The organism is Ralstonia edaphi (assembly GCF_958350185.1).
Taxonomy (GTDB): domain Bacteria; phylum Pseudomonadota; class Gammaproteobacteria; order Burkholderiales; family Burkholderiaceae; genus Ralstonia; species Ralstonia edaphi.
On sequence record NZ_CATWHI010000002.1, the window covers coordinates 100,899 to 118,479 of the forward strand.

The window sequence follows — 17,581 nt, forward strand, 5'->3', positions numbered from 1 at the left end:
GGTTGCGTCGAACGGCGCAGCGCCAGCAGCAGCCGTGGTTCAAAGTTCTTGGTGTTGCCGGGCTTGCAGGAATGCGGCGCGAGGGCCGCTTGACTGCACAATGCACGGCACAACGGGCGCGTTCAGGCTGGCAAACGCAAAACGCATATTATGGCATGGAACGTTCGGCGGCCCTGATTTTTTGGGTCGGAACGCTTGGAAAAACCCCTCCAACGGCGCGTTAATCCTGCCGTTCTACAGCGTCGATTCCCACCGCTGCGGCGCCCTTCCCCTGCGAGAGCCCATGCTGCAATGCGCGCAAGATAAAGCGGCCCGGATCGAGCGCTGCGGCCAGATCGTATTCCAGCGGGAGCGGGCCGCCGTCGATCTGCGCCGCCAGCAGCTCTGCGCCCAAGACCGACCATGTGAGGCCTCTGGAGCCGTACGCAAGTGCTGCATACAGCCCGGCAAGGCGAGGCAGTTGCGCATGCGGACCACGCAAACGGAAACCGGGCGCCGTAGCCGCCGCCTCATCCACCAGCGGGCCGATCAACGGCAGCCGATTGGCCGAGACGCACCGCACACCGACATAGCCCTGCAGTTGCGCCGGGTCGAGCTTCGCCAGCGCGCCCGATTGCTGAGGCTGCAATCCGGTCAGCCGCCGGAGGTTGGCGGCATGATCGGCGACACGCTCCGTCAGATCGGATTCACCCGGTTGGAATGAGGAGCCTATGCGCACCGACTGCGCGCCCGCCTCGGCAGGCAGCAGATAGCCATCGCCGCAAACAACGGCTTTTGGCCATGCGAGGCCCGCTTGAAACCCGGTGACGGGCACATCCGTGAGTTGACCGCGCACCGGCTTGAGCGATGCGGAATTCAGTGGTGCCAGACGTGCCGCACCGAGACTGTTGGCAAGGACGATGACCGGCGCACTCGCGATCACATCCCCCTGCCCATCCAGCGCCTGCCATTGATCGCCGTCTTGGCACAGCGATTCAACGCGCGTGTTCCAGCGTGCGTCGACTGCGGCACCCGCAGCGGCGAGATTGGCACGGCAAACATCAGGCGGCGCAACCCAGCCGGCTTGCGCAAACCACCAGCCGCCCTGCGGCACGCCGGCGCCGACGCGTTGCGCGGCCTCGTCTACATTGAGCCAGTCGATGTAATCGGTCGGATAGCCGAGCGTTTGCACGATCCGTCGCTGCTCGACGGCGTCGTCGGGGTCTTCACCGAGCTGCAGCACGCCGGTGCATTGGAAACCGGTGGCGAAGCCGGCGCGATCCAGCGCGTCCCAGTGGCGGCGCGCAAGGAGGTTGCCTGCGCGCGATAGCCGCGACAGCACGCTGTCGTCGATGGATACATGCGGATGCATGGCCGCTGCACGATGCGCAGACGTGCCGCGCGCCGGGCCGTCGTTTTCGTCGATAAGCGTGATGCGCCAGCCACGCGACGCGAGCCGCTCTGCAACAGAGCAGCCCGCCAACCCGGCGCCGAGCACGATGGCGTGACGCTGGCTCCAGACAGGCGCTTCGGCAGGCCCGCGCCGTGTGCGCCAATGGGTCGGGAACTGCGCGACGGTCATGTCGCGCTTGCTGCCGAAACCGGGCGCCTTGCGCACCTCGAAACCGGCTTCCTGCAAGCCGCGTCGTACGAATCCTGCGGCGGTGTACGTCGCCAATGTCGCGCCGGCACGTGCCACCCGCGCAAGCTGCTTGAACACGCGCGGCTGCCACAGATCGGGGTTCTTGGCCGGGGCGAACCCGTCGAGATAAAACGCGTCGGCAGCGCACGAGAGTTGCGGCAGCGTCTCCATCGCATCACCGAGCAGCAGCGTGAGCGTGACGCGGCCGCCGTCGAAGGTCAAACGATGCACGCCGGGCACCGGCACGGGCCATGATTGGCGGAGCATCTCGGCGAGCGGGGCCAGCGCGCCGCTGGCCGGATGCACGACCGACAAGCCCGCGCGATCGAATGGATGCTTCTCGATCGAGACGAAATCGAGCCGCGCGCAACGCTGCGGATCGTCGCGCCATGCGGCCCACGTGGCGAGGAAATTCAGGCCTTGGCCGAAGCCGGTTTCGACGATGGTGAAGGCGTGCTTGCCCTGCCATGCGGCCGGCAAGCCGTTGCCGCCCAGGAAAACATGATGCGCCTGCGCCAGACCACCTTCGGAGCTGTGATAGACGTCGTCGTACTGCGCGGAGAACGGCGTGCCGTCCGACGTGAGCTGAGGCGTGGCGAGAACAAGGCCGCGTGGCATGAAACACCCTGGGAAGAAGCGGCGAATTGTAACGCCGCCCCTTCCCTGCGCCTTGATCTAAAGCAGCGGCTCTGCGTTACACGTCGGCGACGGGCAGCGTGCCCATCACGCGCCGGTACCACGCGTGGAAGTGCTGCATGCCGTCTTCTAGTGGCGACTGGTACGGCCCGGTTTCCGACACACCGCGCTCCATCAGCGCACGGCGGCCGGCATCCATGCGTTCGCCAATCTCGTCGTCCTCGATGCAGGTTTCCATATACGCAGCGCGTTGCGCTTCGACGAATTCACGCTCGAACGCGGCGATCTCTTCCGGGTAGTAGAACTCGACCACGTTGACGGTGTCTTGCGGCCCTTTCGGATACAGCGTGGAAAGCACGAGCACATGCGGATACAGCTCAATCATGTGGGTCGGGAAATACGTCACCCAGATCGCGCCAAAGTCGGGGGGTGCGCCACGGCGATAGTCCAGCAGTCGATCGTGCCACGCGCCGTAGACATCGGAGCCAGGCTGGCTGAGCGCCTCGTTGATGCCCACGCGCTGCATGCTGTACCAGTCGGCGAACTCCCATTCAAGGTTGTCGCAGGTGACAAAGTGGCCGAGGCCGGGGTGGAACGGCGCGACGTGGTAATCCTCCAGATAGACCTCGATAAACGTCTTCCAGTTGTAGTTGCACTGGTGAACTTCTACGTGATCGAGCACGTAGTCACCAAAGTCGAATTCCGGACGCGCGAACAGCGGCGCCATATCGCGTGCCGGATCGCGCGGGCCTTCGAACAACAGCCCATGGCAGTTGCGAAGCGTGAAGCGCTGCAGGTTCTTGCATGGCGTGCTGGGAAACTGCGGCGCGCCGATCAGTTCGCCGTGGTCTGTGTACGTCCAGCGGTGCAAGGGGCAGACGATATTGCCGCCGGCGGTGCGCAAGTTGCCGGTGGCATTGGCGGGGCCGCGCACATTGCCCGTTTCACCGCCGAGAATCAGCGCCTGCCGATGCCGGCAGACGTTGGACATCAACTCCACGCCGCCGGCGTTGCGAACCAGCACGCGGCCGCCGCCTTCCTGTGGGAGGCGGCGCCAATCGCCGGATTCGGGTACGGCTTTTTCGCTGCCCACGTAGCAGGCGGATTGCTTGAAGATCGTTTCGAGTTCGCACGCGAACAAGGCGTCATCAAAATACGCGGCGACGGGCAATTGGGTATGCGCTGGCATCACGTGCGCCAGGCGTCCGACATCAGTCATCGGAGAATCTCCAACACGGCGTGGCGGGCGGTTTGGCATTGGGCCAAACCACATCCGCCCCATCAGGTATCGGGGGAATGTGCTCGCGCGGGGACGTTCAGCCCGCTTCCGCCACCAAGCGGGCGATGCGGGCGTCCAGCGAGAGCTTCGGACACGTGCTGCACTTCTCTCCGTCGTGACGGCGGAAATGGTGACAGCAGACCTTGCGGTCGAGGGCGAGTGCGGGCGTGCCGTCTCGGGCGCGGTAGGCAAAGAAGCCGCATCCGCCGGAGATGCCAAGATGCGCGAGCCAGTCTTCCCCGGCTGCTGCCAAGTCCGCATCGGACAACGGCACATGCGGACGCACGGCCATGAGGGCGCCAAGCACGCACTCGGCTTGCAGCCGATCGGCAGCGCGATCGTGTAACGACACCATGGGTTTCAACGCACGACGCATCGCCGCGCAGAACGCGCGCAGTTCAGTGGCGGCGACCTCCCTGCGCGCCGCGAACGTTCCCTCGACCGGCACATGTGCGGGCAAACGCAGGCCGCTCGGAAAACCGTTCTTCACCGGCTGCGCAAGACCTGACAGCTTGGGCACCGGCGCATCCAGATGGACTGCAATCACGCAGAGATAGATCGGCTGCCAGATCGCCAGGCCCCAGCACCGCAGGGCGAGGTAATGGGCGCCAGCTTCCGGATAGGCACGCGCCCAGTGGTCGCACAGGGCGCGCAACACATCGTCGTCTCCGAGACGCAGCGCGTCCGCCGGTGCTGCACTGGCCTGCTCGCCGCGCAGGCTGGGGAGGACGCGCTGCGCCGCCGCCCATACACGTGCGAGATCCGGCGCAGGCGATGGCCGCCAGGCTACCGCCGTGGCGAAGCCCGGCCCGCTGGCGTCTTCAACGAAGGCGCGCATGCCGTCCGTCATGCAGCCGCTTCCGCTGCTTCGGCCGCTGCAATGGAACGGCCCTGCGCAGCACGGCGGAACTTGGCGATCGGGTTGACCAGGTTGCCGGCCATCTTGAGGCTCGATGCCGGGTCGGCCAGATTCACCATCTGCACGTTATTGCCCAGCTGCAGGCGGTTCAGGCACGAATGCAGGAACTCGGGCACGAACATGTCGTAGTGCGCGTACTTGGCGGCGCGTTCGGGGTGCGCGTCCTGGTAGTCGTACACGCAATCCGCAACCGCACCCCAGAATTCGTCTTCTGTGCAGCAGCCGTTTTCCACCAGCACGTGATTGATGTGACGTAACACACCATCGAACACGTCGATGAAGATGCCGAGCAGTTTGAAGTTGTCCGGCACCTCCACGGCCAGGCGTTGCACGCGTTCAGGCAGCCATTCGCGTGCCTTGATTTCGAGGATGGCGGATTCCTCGGCAATGTCTTTCATGATGGCGCGCACGGGCACGTGGTTGTCGATCACGAGGATGAGGTTTTCGCCATGCGGCATGAAGCTCAAGTCGTGTGCGTAGAAGCAATGCAGCAGCGGCGTGAGATACGCCTGCAGGTATCGACGCACCCAGGCCAGTGCCGGCAGGCCGGAGCGCCGAATCAGTTCCGGCATCAGCGCAACGCCGTCCTTGTCGACATGCAGCAAAGCGGCCATCGTCATCAGGCGTTCCCCCGGTTGCAGCAGTTGCAGCGGGTTCTCGCGCCACAGCGCCGAGAACATCTTCTTGTACGGCGTATCTACGGGAATCGCCGCCTCGTAATAGAAGTTACGGAAGCCGATGGCCGCCACTTCCTGCAGGATCGTGAAACCGTTCTCGCGCAGGAAGGCATCGCCCGACACCAGCTCCTTGATGAACTCGTTGATGGCGGGCGTGCCTGACATGTAGTACGGCGACAGCCCTCGCATGAATCCCATGTTCAAGATCGAAAGCGAGGTCTTCACATAGCGCTTGGTGCGATCGCTCGTGTTGAAGAACGTGCGGATGGATTGCTGCGCGATGTAGTGATCCGCGCTGTAGTCGAGGCAGATGATCTTGCGCTGCGCCACGTAGCCCGCGAACGCGATGGACAGCTTGTTGAACCACTGCCACGGGTGCGCCGGCATGAAGTGATAGTCAGCCGGGTCGACGCCCTTCGCAGCCACCTGGCGGGTGAATTCGTCGACCGTGTCCTGGCCCAGCTCTTCGGCCAGCAGTTCCGCGTAGTCCAGGGTGGACAGCGTCGACGGTGTAGCGTGGTCCTTGTGCACGGCCAGCCAGATCACGCGGATGTCGGAGCCGGCCTCCGGCGCATAGGCCTGGTAGTCGACGGCGTTGAAGCCGAGGCGTCCGTTGTTGGCGACAAAGCCCGGGTGGCCTTCCATCATTGCGACCTCGATGGTCTGGAAGTCGGTGGCGTCGGCCAGTTGCGCGCTGCTTGGCGCGTCGGCCTTCATGCGCTTGTAGGCGCTGCCGAAGAGCGTGCTGCTGATTTCGTCAAGGTAGATGGGCAGCAGGTCGTCGCGGATGCCAAGGCGCTGGCGGCATTCGATGATGAACTGCAGCGCATCCAACGGTTGCTCAATGCCATCGACCAGGCGGCGAATCGACTCTGGCCGGATGAACCAATGGCGCAGCGCCAACCGCCGCGCTTCAAACTGGTAGCAGACCTTGCCGTCGTCGGAAAATACCTGATACAGCGCGAAACCGTTGGCCGCATCTTTCACGTGTTCGGGTTCGAGGATGATCTCGTGCGCATATTCGGCAATGGCTTTGCGCAGCAGCAGCCGATTGGCTTGTGCCCACACTTCGGGCGTGAGGTGAGCGGCGGCCTGTGCCGGGTGTTGGGAGAGCTGGTTCTGGAGCGTCACGTTCATGGCGAATCCTTTCGTTGATTAAGCGGTGGCGGTGATAGCGGCGGTGGCGGCGATAGCGCGTTCAAAATCTCGCCGGGTGCAAAAGGCGAGGCTGGCGATCTTTTCGGTAAAGGCGACGTTACGGCCGTAGACGAAACCGGCGGCGCGGTTGATGGCGTGAATGCGTTCGTTGTTGGCGTCGGGCTCGACCACGATGCGTGCCGCCCCGAGGTGTTCGAACATGAAACGCATCAACGCGAAGAACACCTCGCGCGTGTAGCCGGGCACGCGCACATCCGATGGGCCGATGAAGATGTGCATGCCCAAGTCGCCAGGCTGCACGTCGTAGAACGCACGGATGCGATCGTGCGCGGGGTCGTAGCACTCGGCCAGGAAAACCGGGCGCCCCGCTTTCCAGACGAGATAGGCAGTGGCATGCCCGGAATCCATCAGCTCTTGATAGATCTGGCCGATCTCGGCTTCGGTCTTGTCGCGCATCAGCCAGAACGATGCACGCTCCGGCTGGAACCAACGGTGCAGCGTCGGGATGTCTTCCGGAATGCGCAGCAGATGAAAGGTGTAGCCGTCGGCATCCGGGTGCGGTGCACGGCTGGCGTCGGCGCGCCGATGAATGGCATGCAGGTCAATTGGCATGAGCGGGCGCCTCCAGGTTGACGGGTTCGCCTGCCCTGCCCGCTTCGCCTGCGTGCGTGGCGCTCGGCACGTTCAGGATCAGCCGGTCGAGCAGCGCCGTCAGCGCAAAGCCGCACGCAGCCAGCAGGAACGGCACGTGCAATCCGTAGCGATTGACGATCGCCCCGGCCGCAAACGAAGACAGCAGCACCCCCAGGTTCTGGAAGAAATTGGTGATGCTGTAGTCGTGCGCATACCGCTGCGGTGTGGAAAGCCGGAACAGGTTCACATCGAGCTTCACGATGATCTGGAACAACGCCCAGCCATACAGCACGCGCCCGATGACGATCAGCACAGGGTTGGGTGCAGCCTGCAGCAGCAGCCCGGTAGCGCCCAGCAGCAGATTGCCCAGCGTGTGGTCCGGCAACTTGCCACCGCGTGCGCGGATACGGGCATGCAAGCGCAGCGCAAGGATGGCCATGGCGCCCGGTATCGCGAAGACCATGCCTGAAACGAACTCGCTGTCGTGGCCTGACACCTGCTGCCAATACACGGCAAAGAACGAGCGAATCAAGTATGAGCTGAAGTCGAACACCAGCATCACCAGCGCGAGTCGCAGGATCGGCAGACGATCACGCCAGCTCGCACGTGGCGCGTCCGCCGCCGAAGCCTGGGCGTGCTCCCCCGAATTGACGCGCACGATCTTGCCGCTGCGGATCAGATACAGGCACACAGCCATCTGGAAGAAATCGCCCGCCGCCATGGCGACGATGCTGGCGCGCGGCCCCCAGGTCTGCAGCACGAAGCCGCCCACCACGGCACCGAAGATGGCACCAAAGTGCACCACCACCGAGAGGATGCCCACCGTGGCGGCGTGCTGATCCTTGGGCGTGAGCCGCATCATGTACGGATACATCAGCAGATAGCTGCTCTTGCACATGAACATCAGCATCGACAACACCCAGTACGTCACCACGTCCGGCGCCCAGTCGCTCAGCAGGCTGAAGGTGCCCGCCGCAAACTGCGTGTAGACCAGCAGGTGCAGCGGTTCCACGCGCTTGGCTACGCGCGCCCAGACCGGCAACGTGCACATCACCGCGATGGAGATCGCCGCGACGTATGCGCCCACATGGACGGGGCTGTCGAGCCCATAACGCGCAGCAAAGAACTGCGGATAGAACGGAATCAGGATGGCATCGCTGATGACGGCAAAGGTCGTCATCAGGATGATGTACACACGCAACGTCATGCGGCCACCCCGGCGGTCTCTTCCGCCATTTCCGGCACGCGGTCCCGGGTTGCTTCCTTGGCTGACTCCCTGGCCGTCAATGGAATGAAATCGGGCGTGGACGGAATCGCAAAATCCTGGATCGCAATACGCCGCTCGATCTTGTAATGCTCCACTCCGGTCAGCTCGCGGATGATGCATGAGTTGCGGTAGCAGCTCATCCCGAGGTCGGGATTGGTCAAGCCGTGCGTGTGCAGGCCGGCGTTCTGCACGTAGACCTCATTGCCGTTGAAGTCGGCCGCGTAATTGCGCGAAAGCTGATAGCGGCCCTTGGCGTCCCAGCGCAGGCGGTGGCGGATGCCATCGATAAACGCAGGGATGTTCTGCTCATAGCCCGTGGCAAGCACGAGCCCCTCGGTGCGATGTGCATAGCGCGCGCCGCTGTCGAGCTGCTGAAACTCGATCTCGTAGGTGCCGGTAGCGGCCTCGTGCCGACAGGCCTGCAACTCGCAGTTGGTGATGAGGTGCGTGCGCAGCGTGCCCGTCTTGCGCTTGTCGTCGAGCAGATCGTAGATCTGATTGATCAGGCTCGCGTTGACGCCTTTGTAGAGGCTGTCCTGCTTGCGGAGGATGCTCTCCTTGCGGCCATCCGGCAGGTTGAAGAAGTAATCGATGTAGTCCGGAGAGATCATCTCCAGCGTCAGCTTGGTGTTCTCCATCTGGAAGAAGCGCGGCGAACGCGTGATCCAGACGAGGCTGTAATCGTGCTTGTCGCTCTCCTTGAGCAGGTCGTAATAGACCTCCGCCGCGCTTTGCCCGCTGCCGACAATGGTGATGGAGCGTTTTTCGCGCAGCGCGTCCCGCACGTCGATGTAGTCGGCGGTGTGCAGGTAGCGATGCCCATCGCGCGGCACGCATGCGGGAAACGACGGTGATGACCCGACGCCCAGCACCAGCTTGCGTGCACGCAGCACGAACGGCTCCCGCTCTGCGCCGCGAAAGCCTGTGACAACATAGCAACCGCGTTGGGCGTCATAGGCCAGCGCATCCACGTCATGGTGGAAATGCACGCTGCTCAGTTGCGCGATGACCCATTTGCAGTAGCGGTTGTATTCCGCGCGGCTCAGATAGAAGTTCTCGCGGATGTAGTACGAATAGATCTTGCCTTCCTGCTTGCAGTAGTTCAGGAAGCTGAAGCGGCTTTGCGGATCGGCCAGGCTTACCAGATCGGCGAGGAATGGATTCTGCAATGTGGTGTTATCAATCAACATGCCAGGATGCCAATTGAATTCCTCGGCGCGCTCCAAAAATATGCCGTTCAGACTTTCAATCGGTTCTGCCAGACATGCCAGGCTTAAATTGAATGGCCCTAAACCAATTGCAATAAAATCATATATATCGGACTTCATCACGCTTGAACCTCCTGATTTGCAAAGGCTGCATTTACCAAACGACAGCACCAGGAACGCGGCCGGGCAAACGCAGCGCACGCGCGCGCTCCGTCGGCCGGCGGCTTGAGGCCGCGCCTAGGCTGGGTGAATTCAGGTGGGGTTTTGATCACAGCCGATGCGTGCCGGCTGCTGAATGGTCATGAATATCGCAAGCGCGATATCGGGAACAGATTCGAAATGCCCGGCGACGGAATGCAAACAAATCGCCGGGCAAAAAGCTAAGTCACAATACTACACGGAGAATATGATGCTTGTGTGAAGAAAATTTAATTACCATTGATAAGAAACGGTGGCCATCACATTGCGCGCGTCACCCCAATAACAATAGGAGCTGCTCAAGCAGGATGCCACGTAATTCTTATTAAAGAGATTCTTGGCAGACAATTGCAGCTTGGCGCCCTTGAGCGACGGATCCCAACGCGCAAGGTCAATGCGCAACATCAGATCCACCAGCGTATACGGCGGCACCTTGAAGCTGTTGGCGTTGTCGCCCCAGCTTGTGCCGACGTAGCGCAAGCCCATGCCGGCGGTGTAGCCGGGCATGAAGGTCCAGTCCACCCACGCCGACGCCATATGGCGCGGCACCTGATACGGCGTGTTGCCAACGAAACCTTCTGCCGACTCGATGAACTTCATGTTGGTGAAGGTGTAGTTGGCCAACACCGAGACGGTGTCCGTCACCTGCGTACGCGCTTCCAGCTCTACGCCGCGCGTGCGGATCTTGCCGCTCGGCACGTAGTAAATCTGCCCCACCGGCTTGGTCGCCACGTTCTCCTGATCGAGATTGAACACCGCCGCCGAGAGCATCGTGCTGGAGCCCTTCGGCTGATAACGCACACCCGCCTCGAACTGCTTGGCCGTGGCCGGTTGCAAGAGATTGCCCCGCTGGTCCGCGCGCAGGCTCGGGTTGAAACCATCCGAGTAGCTGAAATACGGCGCGATACCGTTGTCGAACAGATAGACCACGCCCGCACGTTTGGTGAACTTCGAGCCGCTCCACTCCGACGGCGTGCCGGTACCGTACAGATTGGACGCCTTCGCATGGTCTTCGCGCACGCCCAGCGTCAAGCGCCAGCGGTCGATAGCAATCTGGTCCTGCAGATACAGGCCGGTCTGCTCGAGCCACCGATCGATCGGTGACGCCGTGACGCCCGTGAGCCCCGGGCTGCCATATACAGGATTGAACGCGTTGATCGGGTCAGCGCTGCCGGACTCCCAGAAGCCATCGACATGGCGCTTCTGATAATCGAGGCCAAACAGCATCGTATGTTTGACCGCGCCCGTGGTGAACTTGCCTTCCAGCTGGTTATCGACCGTGTAAGCGTGCGTGGCTTCCTTGGCGCCGGAGTAGTACCGCGTCAGCTCATCCGCGCTGGCCCAGCCGAAGCCGTAAATCTGGCGCAAACGCGTATCGCCGAATACGTAGCGGAAGTTCTGGCGTACGGTCAGCCGGTCATTGAACGCATGCTCGAACTGATAGCCGACCATGCGCTCGGTGCGGCGGTATTTTTCGACCGTGGGGTCGCCATCGAAAAAGTAGCGGGAAATGTAGCGGCCATTGCGCGGGAAGACGCTGCCTTCTGCCGGCACGCCGCTGTGATAGCCGCCTTCCGGATCGTGCTGCAAATAGGCCTGCAACAGCAGATGCGTATCGGGCGTGAAGTTGATGGCCAGCGACGGCGCAATCGCAAACCGCTGCTCGCGCACGTGCTCGAATTGCGTATCCATGCCGCGCGCCAGACCGGTCACCCGGAAGGCCATCACACCGTTCTGGTCGATCGGCCCCGAGATATCGAACGCGCCTTCAAGACGGTTGCGATTGCCCACCGTGACTTCCACCTCGTGATACGGCTGGAAGAGCGGCTTCTTGCTCGTCAGCGCCACCACGCCACCCGGCGACGCACGGCCGTACAGGATCGAACCCGGGCCCTTCAGCACATCGATGCGCTGGAGGAAATACGGATCAACCTGGAACGAGCTGTAGCTGCCCTGGTCGCTCATCAGGCGCAGCCCATCGAGCAAGGTGTTGTCGACGCTGCTGTCGTTGAAGCCGCGTAGCGCAACGTAGTCGTAGCGGTTGGACGCCCCCACCAGGGCGGTAAACGCGCCCGACGTGTAGTTCAGCGCCTCCGAAATGCCGCGCGGCTTCTGGTCGTCCAGCTGCTGCTGCGTCACCACCGAGATCGACTGCGGCGTTTCGATGATGGGTGTATCGGTTTTCGTGCCCGCCGCGCTCTGCTTGGCAACGAAGCCTTTGCCTGGGCTTTGCGCCGTCTCCCCTCGGCCGACCGCCGTGGTTGCGGGCAGCGTGGCGCTGATCTCGCCAGTGGTACTCTGCGCCATCGCTTGCGTCGGCAGCGCCGCCCCCAGCAGCACTGCGCAAGTCAGCCGCGCGGCAAGCGCCATTGGGCGCAGCGTTGTCCGGCAGAGCGTATCGGATGGAAAAACCGTTGTTGTGTTCGTTTGCTTTGGCATGGTGTGTTGGAAGATGCGTGTGGTTTCCACACCCTTCGACGATCCACACCGCGAAAGCGGAACCGCTGCGGAATCTTTTTTCGATCAGCGCATCGCGCATGTCGCGCAACGCTCCACCGCCTGCACGAGATACTTGCGCACCATGCGCGTCGACTTGCCAAGCTGCTCGGCAATGCACGCGTGGGATTGCCCTTCGATGTAGCGCAATCGCACGGCCTCGCGCGCACTGGGCGAGAGGGTTTCCAGCATCGCGCTCGTGTGCTGCAACGACTGCGCCTGCGCCAGGCGCTGCTCGGGCGATGGCGCATGCTCATACTGCGCGGACCGCAACGTGAGTTCATCAAGGCATGCGCATTCGACACGTCGACGACGCGCCCGATCGATCATCAAATGCTTGGCGGTGGTGGTCAGATAGGCGCGCGGCTCGCGCAACTCCCCCAGCCTGTCCGGCGCAGCCAGCACGCGCATGAACGTGTCATGCAACACGTCTGCCGCTTCTTCCGCGCATGCGAGCTTCTTGCGCAACCAGGCGAACAGCCATTCGCTGTATTGCACATAGAGCGCATCGATAGACGTGTCAGCGTCGTGCAGCGGCGTGGGCCGGACGGCGGGCATGCGGGCTCCAGGGCATCAACCGGACGCACGCGCGTAGCACACGCATCATCGCGTCCATACAAATGAGAATCATTCTCATTTTATGGCGCGAAAACCTTGTCTGCAAACGGGGAATTAAAAGGAAGTGCTAAGCATGGGCGGGCGCAGCGGGCGACCTCATGCCCCATCGCCCGCCGACCGGTGCCGCCACGCCATGAGCGCAACCGCCAGCGCCGCCACTGACAGGCCGATTGCCAGCCCCGTCAGCCGCCCTGCTCGCCGGGCTTCATCAGCCTGTTGGCGCGCCTCGATGGCCTGCCGCACCGTTTCCCAGAAGGCCTCGCGATGCTCGTTTTCGTCGAAGATGGACATGGCGCTTCCCCGTTTGTGCATGACTCGTTTTCATCGTAGGGAAGGCGCGGCAGGTGTGCCACCGCACGTTTCGCGTAGGACGCGGTGGCCACCAGTACCTCAGACAGCGGCCGCCGGCTTACCCGCCGGGCCGGCGAACGGGCGGGCGACATCGGCATCACCCTGCCCCAGGTCCATCGCATCTGCGCGTTCGGCGGTGGACAGCTCGTCTGCGCGATAGCCAGTTCGATTGAGCAGTACCAGCGTGCACGCCAGCGACACCAGCGCATATAGCGCCGACGACACCGCCACGCCCACAATGTTGCCGCTGCTATTGAGCATCCACTGCGCAAACACCGGTGTGCCCCCGCCCACCACGAGCGAACACAGCTGATACGCCAGCGACAAGCCCGTATAGCGGATGCGCGTCGGGAACACGCGCGCCAGAATGCCGCCGATAGCGCCGTAGAACATCGAATGCGGAATCGTCGCCAGGCACATGCCGAGCAGCGCGACCCAGACCACCTTGGTCTCGATGGCGAAGAACATCACGGGCATGAGGAGGAATTCCGGCAGCACCATCAGGCAGATGGCACGGCGCATGTCCATGCGCGAAACCAGCCATGCCCCCAGCGGCTGCGTGATGAATTGCACCACCAGCGCAGTCGCGATGATGCCGAGGAAGGTGTCCAGTGCGTAGCCGAGTTTCTTCGTGGCCCAGGCGAGCGCGAAGTTGCTCTTCAGGTATGTCACGTGAATGAGCGGCAGCGTACCGGCACCCAGCAGCACGAGGCCCCAGTGGTCACGCACCACGTCTTTGAGCGGCAGTTTGACGGTCTTCTTCTGCGCCAGCACGCGCTTCATATCGTCCGACTCTTCCAGCTTCAGGCGAATGACCATGCCGACGACCACCAGCAGCGCCGACAACAGGAACGGCACGCGCCAGCCCCACAGCATGAACTGCGGCGTGGGTAATGCGCTCAGCGCAAAGAACACGAGTGTCGCCAGCAGGTTGCCCGTCGGCGAGCCCTGCTGCGCAAACGCCGAGTACAGGATGCTCTTGCGCTTGGGGGCGCTCTCGCTGGCTATCAGCACCGCGCCGCCCCACTCGCCGCCCACGGCCACACCCTGAACAACACGCAGCACGACCAACCCCACTGGCGCCCACATGCCAATCTGCGCATAGCCGGGCAGCAGGCCAATGCCCATGGTCGCCACGCCCATCAGGATGAGCGTGATGATGAGCGTGGTCTTGCGGCCGATCTTGTCGCCCAAATGGCCGAAGATGATCCCGCCGATCGGCCGCGCCGCAAAGCCGGCCCACAGCGTGACGAACGAGAGCAGCGTCGCGATGCCCGGGTCCAGCGTCTTGGAGAAGAACACCTTGCCGAAGACGAGCGCCGCAGCAAGGCCGTAGATGTAAAAGTCGTACCACTCGATGGTGGTGCCGATGAACGCGGCCACTGCAGCGCGGCGCGGTTGCAGGTTTGCGGTCGCGTTGGCGTGGGGCGCAGGCTGGTGAGGCATGTTGGTCTCCTTGGTGGTACTGCCGGTTTGGCGCAGCCTCTGCGGGCTGTCTGCCTTGTCGTGGTGAACCTGGGCTACTTCATTTCAGAACGCCGGCCTCGAACAGGCGCTGCCGCGTGCCCGCGTCAATGCCGAGCGACGCCAGCACGGCATCGGTATCAGCGCCGAGCGCAGGCGGTGCGTTGCGATACGTGGCCGGCGTGCGCGACAGCTTGATCGGCGACCCCGTGCCACGGTACTCACCCAGCTCGACCACCATCTGCCGGTGCAGCGTATGCGGATGGCGCGCCACGACATCGACGCTCAACACCGGCCCGCACGGTACACCGCCATGGATCAGGTCTTGCGCGAGCGTCTCGCAATCGAAGCGTGCCAGCTGTGCTTCCAGCGCCAGTTTGAGTTCCGGGCGATGCGCGCAGCGGCTGCGGTTGTCGGCAAAGCGTGCGTCTTGTGCCAATTCGGCGGCGCCGATATGCGCACAAAGCTTGGCGAACTGGCGATCGTTGCCCACCGCCAGAAAGATCGGCGCGGTGCCGGTCTGGTAACTGTCGTACGGCGCGATGTTCGGATGCGCATTGCCACTGCGCTGCGGCACCTTGCCCGAACCGAAGTAGTTCGGCAGATGAGGATGCAGCAGCGATACGCCGCAGTCATACAACGCGATGTCGACAGATTGGCCGCGGCCGCTCTTCTCACGCTCGGCCAGCGCGAGCAGGATGCCCGCGAGCGCGTTGAGCCCGGTCACCATGTCGACGATCGGCAGACCGACGCGCATGGGGCCGCCGTCGCGCTCGCCGTTGACGCTCATCAGGCCAGCCATCGCCTGGATGGCGGCATCGTAGCCGGGCAGCCCGCCAAGCGGGCCGTCGGGGCCGAAGCCGGAGACGGCGCAGTGGATCAGGCGTGGAAAGCGCGGTTGCAGGTCGCGCGCGAAATCCATGCCCCAGCGGGCGAGCGTGCCGGGCTTGAAGTTCTCGACGAGCACGTCGGCGTCTTCCAGCAACTGCCACAGCACGGCGCGGCCTTCTTCGTTGGACAGGTCGACGGAGATGCCGAGCTTGTTGCGGTTGACGCCGTTGAAGTACCAGGCGGTATCGCTCTCATCGAAGGGCGGGCCCCAGGTGCGGGTTTCGTCGCCGACGGGCGGTTCCAACTTGATGACCTCCGCGCCGTGGTCGGCAAGCGCCTGCGTGCAATACGGGCCGCCGAGCACGCGACTCAAGTCGATGACTTTCAGGCCGTGCAACGCGCCGGCGACCGCGCTCATTGCACGCCTCCGGCCGGCAACGCTTGCATGGCCAGCGCAAACGGCACGTCACGCTGCTTGACGAGGGCATCGAACAGCCATGCATCGGCGCTCTCGGGCAAGGCCAACGGATCCACCGGCAGCAGCTTGTGACGCAGCACCAGATGCGCGAATGCCAAGCGGCGATGATCCGGCGCCAGACGCACGCCCTCCACCGCCATGAAGATCGCCGTGGTGATGTGATACAGCGCAGAGCCGGCCTGACGGACGAGTTCATCGCTGCCGCCTTCAGCTACCTTGGCGATCACGCGGCACACGCTGTCGAGTGTGGCGCGCAGCAACGCTTCGCTCTGCGTCGGCAACGTGACGCCGTCGAGCAGGCCGATGAGATATGCGCGCAACGGTTCCAACGCACCTTCGCGCTTCACGGCGCGCGCAATGTCGAGCGCGACGATGTTGCTCGTGCCCTCCCAGATCGAGCCCAGATGGGCGTCGCGCACGAGGCGCGCGTCGCTCCACTCTTCGATGTAGCCGGTGCCGCCGCGCACTTCCATGGCGTCACCCGTCACGCGGCGCGCATCGCGGCAAGCGCGGAACTTGATGAGCGGCGTCAGGATGCGCACGCATTTGCCGGCTTGCGCGTCGCCCGCATCCGCCAGCGGCAGCAGTTGCGCGATCTGCATGAACATTGAGCGCGCTTGCTCCGTCGGCAGCAACATCTTCAGAAGCTGGCGCTGCATCAGCGGCATGTCGATCAGCTTGCGGCCGAAGGCTTCGCGGTTGCGCGCGATGTGCAACGCTTCGGTGACGGCGCGACGCATCAGGCCGGCAGCGCGCACACCGTTCGACAGCCGCGACATGTTGATCATGTCGGCCATCTGATGAAAGCCGCGGCCGATCTCGCCAATCAGGTAGGCGGTGGCGCCTTCAAGCACGATCTCGCCGCTGGCCATCGAGCGCGTGCCGAGCTTGTCCTTCAGGCGGACGATACGGTAGTGGTTGCGCGAGCCATCGCGCAGCGTCTTGGGCAACAGGAACAGCGCCAGGCCGTTGATACCGGACGGCGCACCGTCCGGGCGGGCAAGCACCATGGCGAGATCGGCATCGGCGTTCGAGCAGAACCACTTGTCGCCGTACAGGCGCCACGTTTGCGTGCCATCGGCCGCCGTTTCCAATGCGGCGCGCGTGGCAATGCGGGCGACGTCCGACCCCGCATCCTGCTCGGTCATGAACATCGCGCCCTGGTACAGCACATCAAAGTCGCGCGAGGTCAGCATCGGCAGATAGCGCGCCACGAGTGCCGGGTCGCCGAACTTACGCAGCGTGCGCGTGAGCGAATCCGTCATGCTGACCGGGCAGCACAGGCCGAATTCAGCCTGCACGAACAGATACGTGAGCGCGTATTTGACGAGCGGAGGCGGTGCGTTGCCGACATGGCTCATCGACGCGAGGCCCAGCTCAGCGTAGGCCACCCGCTCCAGCGCAACGTAATCGGGGTGCTTGTCGATGGTCTGCAGGGCCTCGCCACGACGCGTGCGGTGGCGTAGCTGGGGCGGGTTGTGGTCCGCGCTGATGGCCCAGGCGTCGAGTTCGTCCGAGGCGCGCTGGCCCAGCGTCTTCAACTGCGGCTCAAGGGTGCGGTACTGCGCGTCGCCCAGGTACAGCCGCAAAAGGCGTCCGAGGTCAGGATCGACGTGGAAGAAATTGATGCCCCGGCTGTCGGGGATGTTCTGGTGGCCGCCGGGCTGGGTCGTAAGCGGCTCGCGGGCGATGTCGTTCATGCGGGTGGCCTCGCTGTCTCCTGTTTTGTCCGGCCAGCATAGGAACG

The 17,581-nt window shown here is 63.5% G+C and carries 13 protein-coding genes; all 13 read right to left on the reverse strand.

The features are described from left to right. Nucleotides 1-220: 220 nt before the first annotated feature. Nucleotides 221-2,239, reverse strand: a complete 2,019-nt coding sequence (mnmC, locus tag R2669_RS05605; RefSeq protein WP_316889258.1) for a bifunctional tRNA (5-methylaminomethyl-2-thiouridine)(34)-methyltransferase MnmC2/FAD-dependent 5-carboxymethylaminomethyl-2-thiouridine(34) oxidoreductase MnmC1 — start codon at nt 2,237-2,239, stop codon at nt 221-223. 76 nt (nt 2,240-2,315) lie between these two features. Further along, nucleotides 2,316-3,476: an aromatic ring-hydroxylating oxygenase subunit alpha gene (locus tag R2669_RS05610; RefSeq protein WP_027681381.1), complete on the reverse strand. Its 1,161-nt coding sequence runs from the start codon at nt 3,474-3,476 to the stop codon at nt 2,316-2,318. 97 nt (nt 3,477-3,573) lie between these two features. Next, on the reverse strand, nt 3,574-4,386 hold the full coding sequence (locus tag R2669_RS05615) for a siderophore ferric iron reductase (RefSeq protein ID WP_316899159.1): 813 nt from the start codon (nt 4,384-4,386) through the stop codon (nt 3,574-3,576). After that, nucleotides 4,383-6,269: an IucA/IucC family protein gene (locus tag R2669_RS05620; protein ID WP_316899161.1), complete on the reverse strand. Its 1,887-nt coding sequence runs from the start codon at nt 6,267-6,269 to the stop codon at nt 4,383-4,385. The genes R2669_RS05615 and R2669_RS05620 overlap by 4 nt, the downstream gene beginning before the upstream one ends. An 18-nt stretch (nt 6,270-6,287) precedes the next feature. Further along, on the reverse strand, nt 6,288-6,902 hold the full coding sequence (locus tag R2669_RS05625; RefSeq protein WP_316899163.1) for a GNAT family N-acetyltransferase: 615 nt from the start codon (nt 6,900-6,902) through the stop codon (nt 6,288-6,290). Next, a complete protein-coding gene (locus R2669_RS05630; protein WP_316899165.1) occupies nt 6,892-8,130 on the reverse strand; it encodes an MFS transporter in 1,239 nt (412 codons plus the stop codon). The genes R2669_RS05625 and R2669_RS05630 overlap by 11 nt, the downstream gene beginning before the upstream one ends. Next, on the reverse strand, nt 8,127-9,518 hold the full coding sequence (locus tag R2669_RS05635; RefSeq protein ID WP_316899959.1) for a lysine N(6)-hydroxylase/L-ornithine N(5)-oxygenase family protein: 1,392 nt from the start codon (nt 9,516-9,518) through the stop codon (nt 8,127-8,129). The genes R2669_RS05630 and R2669_RS05635 overlap by 4 nt, the downstream gene beginning before the upstream one ends. Nucleotides 9,519-9,830: 312 nt before the next feature. Next, a complete protein-coding gene (locus tag R2669_RS05640; RefSeq protein ID WP_316899167.1) occupies nt 9,831-11,966 on the reverse strand; it encodes a TonB-dependent siderophore receptor in 2,136 nt (711 codons plus the stop codon). Between the two features lie 153 nt (nt 11,967-12,119). Continuing rightward, complete coding sequence (locus R2669_RS05645; protein ID WP_316899169.1) at nt 12,120-12,650, reverse strand: sigma-70 family RNA polymerase sigma factor; 531 nt, start codon at nt 12,648-12,650, stop codon at nt 12,120-12,122. Between the two features lie 156 nt (nt 12,651-12,806). Then, on the reverse strand, nt 12,807-13,001 hold the full coding sequence (locus R2669_RS05650) for a hypothetical protein (protein WP_147215879.1): 195 nt from the start codon (nt 12,999-13,001) through the stop codon (nt 12,807-12,809). 99 nt (nt 13,002-13,100) lie between these two features. Continuing rightward, a complete protein-coding gene (locus R2669_RS05655) occupies nt 13,101-14,507 on the reverse strand; it encodes an MFS transporter (protein ID WP_316899171.1) in 1,407 nt (468 codons plus the stop codon). A gap of 79 nt (nt 14,508-14,586) precedes the next feature. After that, nucleotides 14,587-15,774, reverse strand: coding sequence for a CaiB/BaiF CoA transferase family protein (locus tag R2669_RS05660; protein WP_316899173.1), 1,188 nt, complete (start codon nt 15,772-15,774; stop codon nt 14,587-14,589). Continuing rightward, nucleotides 15,771-17,534 (reverse strand): acyl-CoA dehydrogenase family protein, encoded by a 1,764-nt coding sequence (locus tag R2669_RS05665; RefSeq protein WP_316899175.1) that lies wholly within the window; start codon nt 17,532-17,534, stop codon nt 15,771-15,773. Before R2669_RS05665 ends, R2669_RS05660 begins: the two co-directional genes overlap by 4 nt. Nucleotides 17,535-17,581: the final 47 nt, after the last annotated feature.

Coding starts and splice junctions, on each gene's coding strand:
- mnmC (WP_316889258.1), bottom strand. CDS start 2,239: ATGCCACGCGGCCTTGTTCTCGCCACGCCTCAGCTCACGTCGGACGGC.
- R2669_RS05610 (WP_027681381.1), bottom strand. CDS start 3,476: ATGACTGATGTCGGACGCCTGGCGCACGTGATGCCAGCGCATACCCAA.
- R2669_RS05615 (WP_316899159.1), bottom strand. CDS start 4,386: ATGACGGACGGCATGCGCGCCTTCGTTGAAGACGCCAGCGGGCCGGGC.
- R2669_RS05620 (WP_316899161.1), bottom strand. CDS start 6,269: ATGAACGTGACGCTCCAGAACCAGCTCTCCCAACACCCGGCACAGGCC.
- R2669_RS05625 (WP_316899163.1), bottom strand. CDS start 6,902: ATGCCAATTGACCTGCATGCCATTCATCGGCGCGCCGACGCCAGCCGT.
- R2669_RS05630 (WP_316899165.1), bottom strand. CDS start 8,130: ATGACGTTGCGTGTGTACATCATCCTGATGACGACCTTTGCCGTCATC.
- R2669_RS05635 (WP_316899959.1), bottom strand. CDS start 9,518: ATGAAGTCCGATATATATGATTTTATTGCAATTGGTTTAGGGCCATTC.
- R2669_RS05640 (WP_316899167.1), bottom strand. CDS start 11,966: ATGGCGCTTGCCGCGCGGCTGACTTGCGCAGTGCTGCTGGGGGCGGCG.
- R2669_RS05645 (WP_316899169.1), bottom strand. CDS start 12,650: ATGCCCGCCGTCCGGCCCACGCCGCTGCACGACGCTGACACGTCTATC.
- R2669_RS05650 (WP_147215879.1), bottom strand. CDS start 13,001: ATGTCCATCTTCGACGAAAACGAGCATCGCGAGGCCTTCTGGGAAACG.
- R2669_RS05655 (WP_316899171.1), bottom strand. CDS start 14,507: ATGCCTCACCAGCCTGCGCCCCACGCCAACGCGACCGCAAACCTGCAA.
- R2669_RS05660 (WP_316899173.1), bottom strand. CDS start 15,774: ATGAGCGCGGTCGCCGGCGCGTTGCACGGCCTGAAAGTCATCGACTTG.
- R2669_RS05665 (WP_316899175.1), bottom strand. CDS start 17,534: ATGAACGACATCGCCCGCGAGCCGCTTACGACCCAGCCCGGCGGCCAC.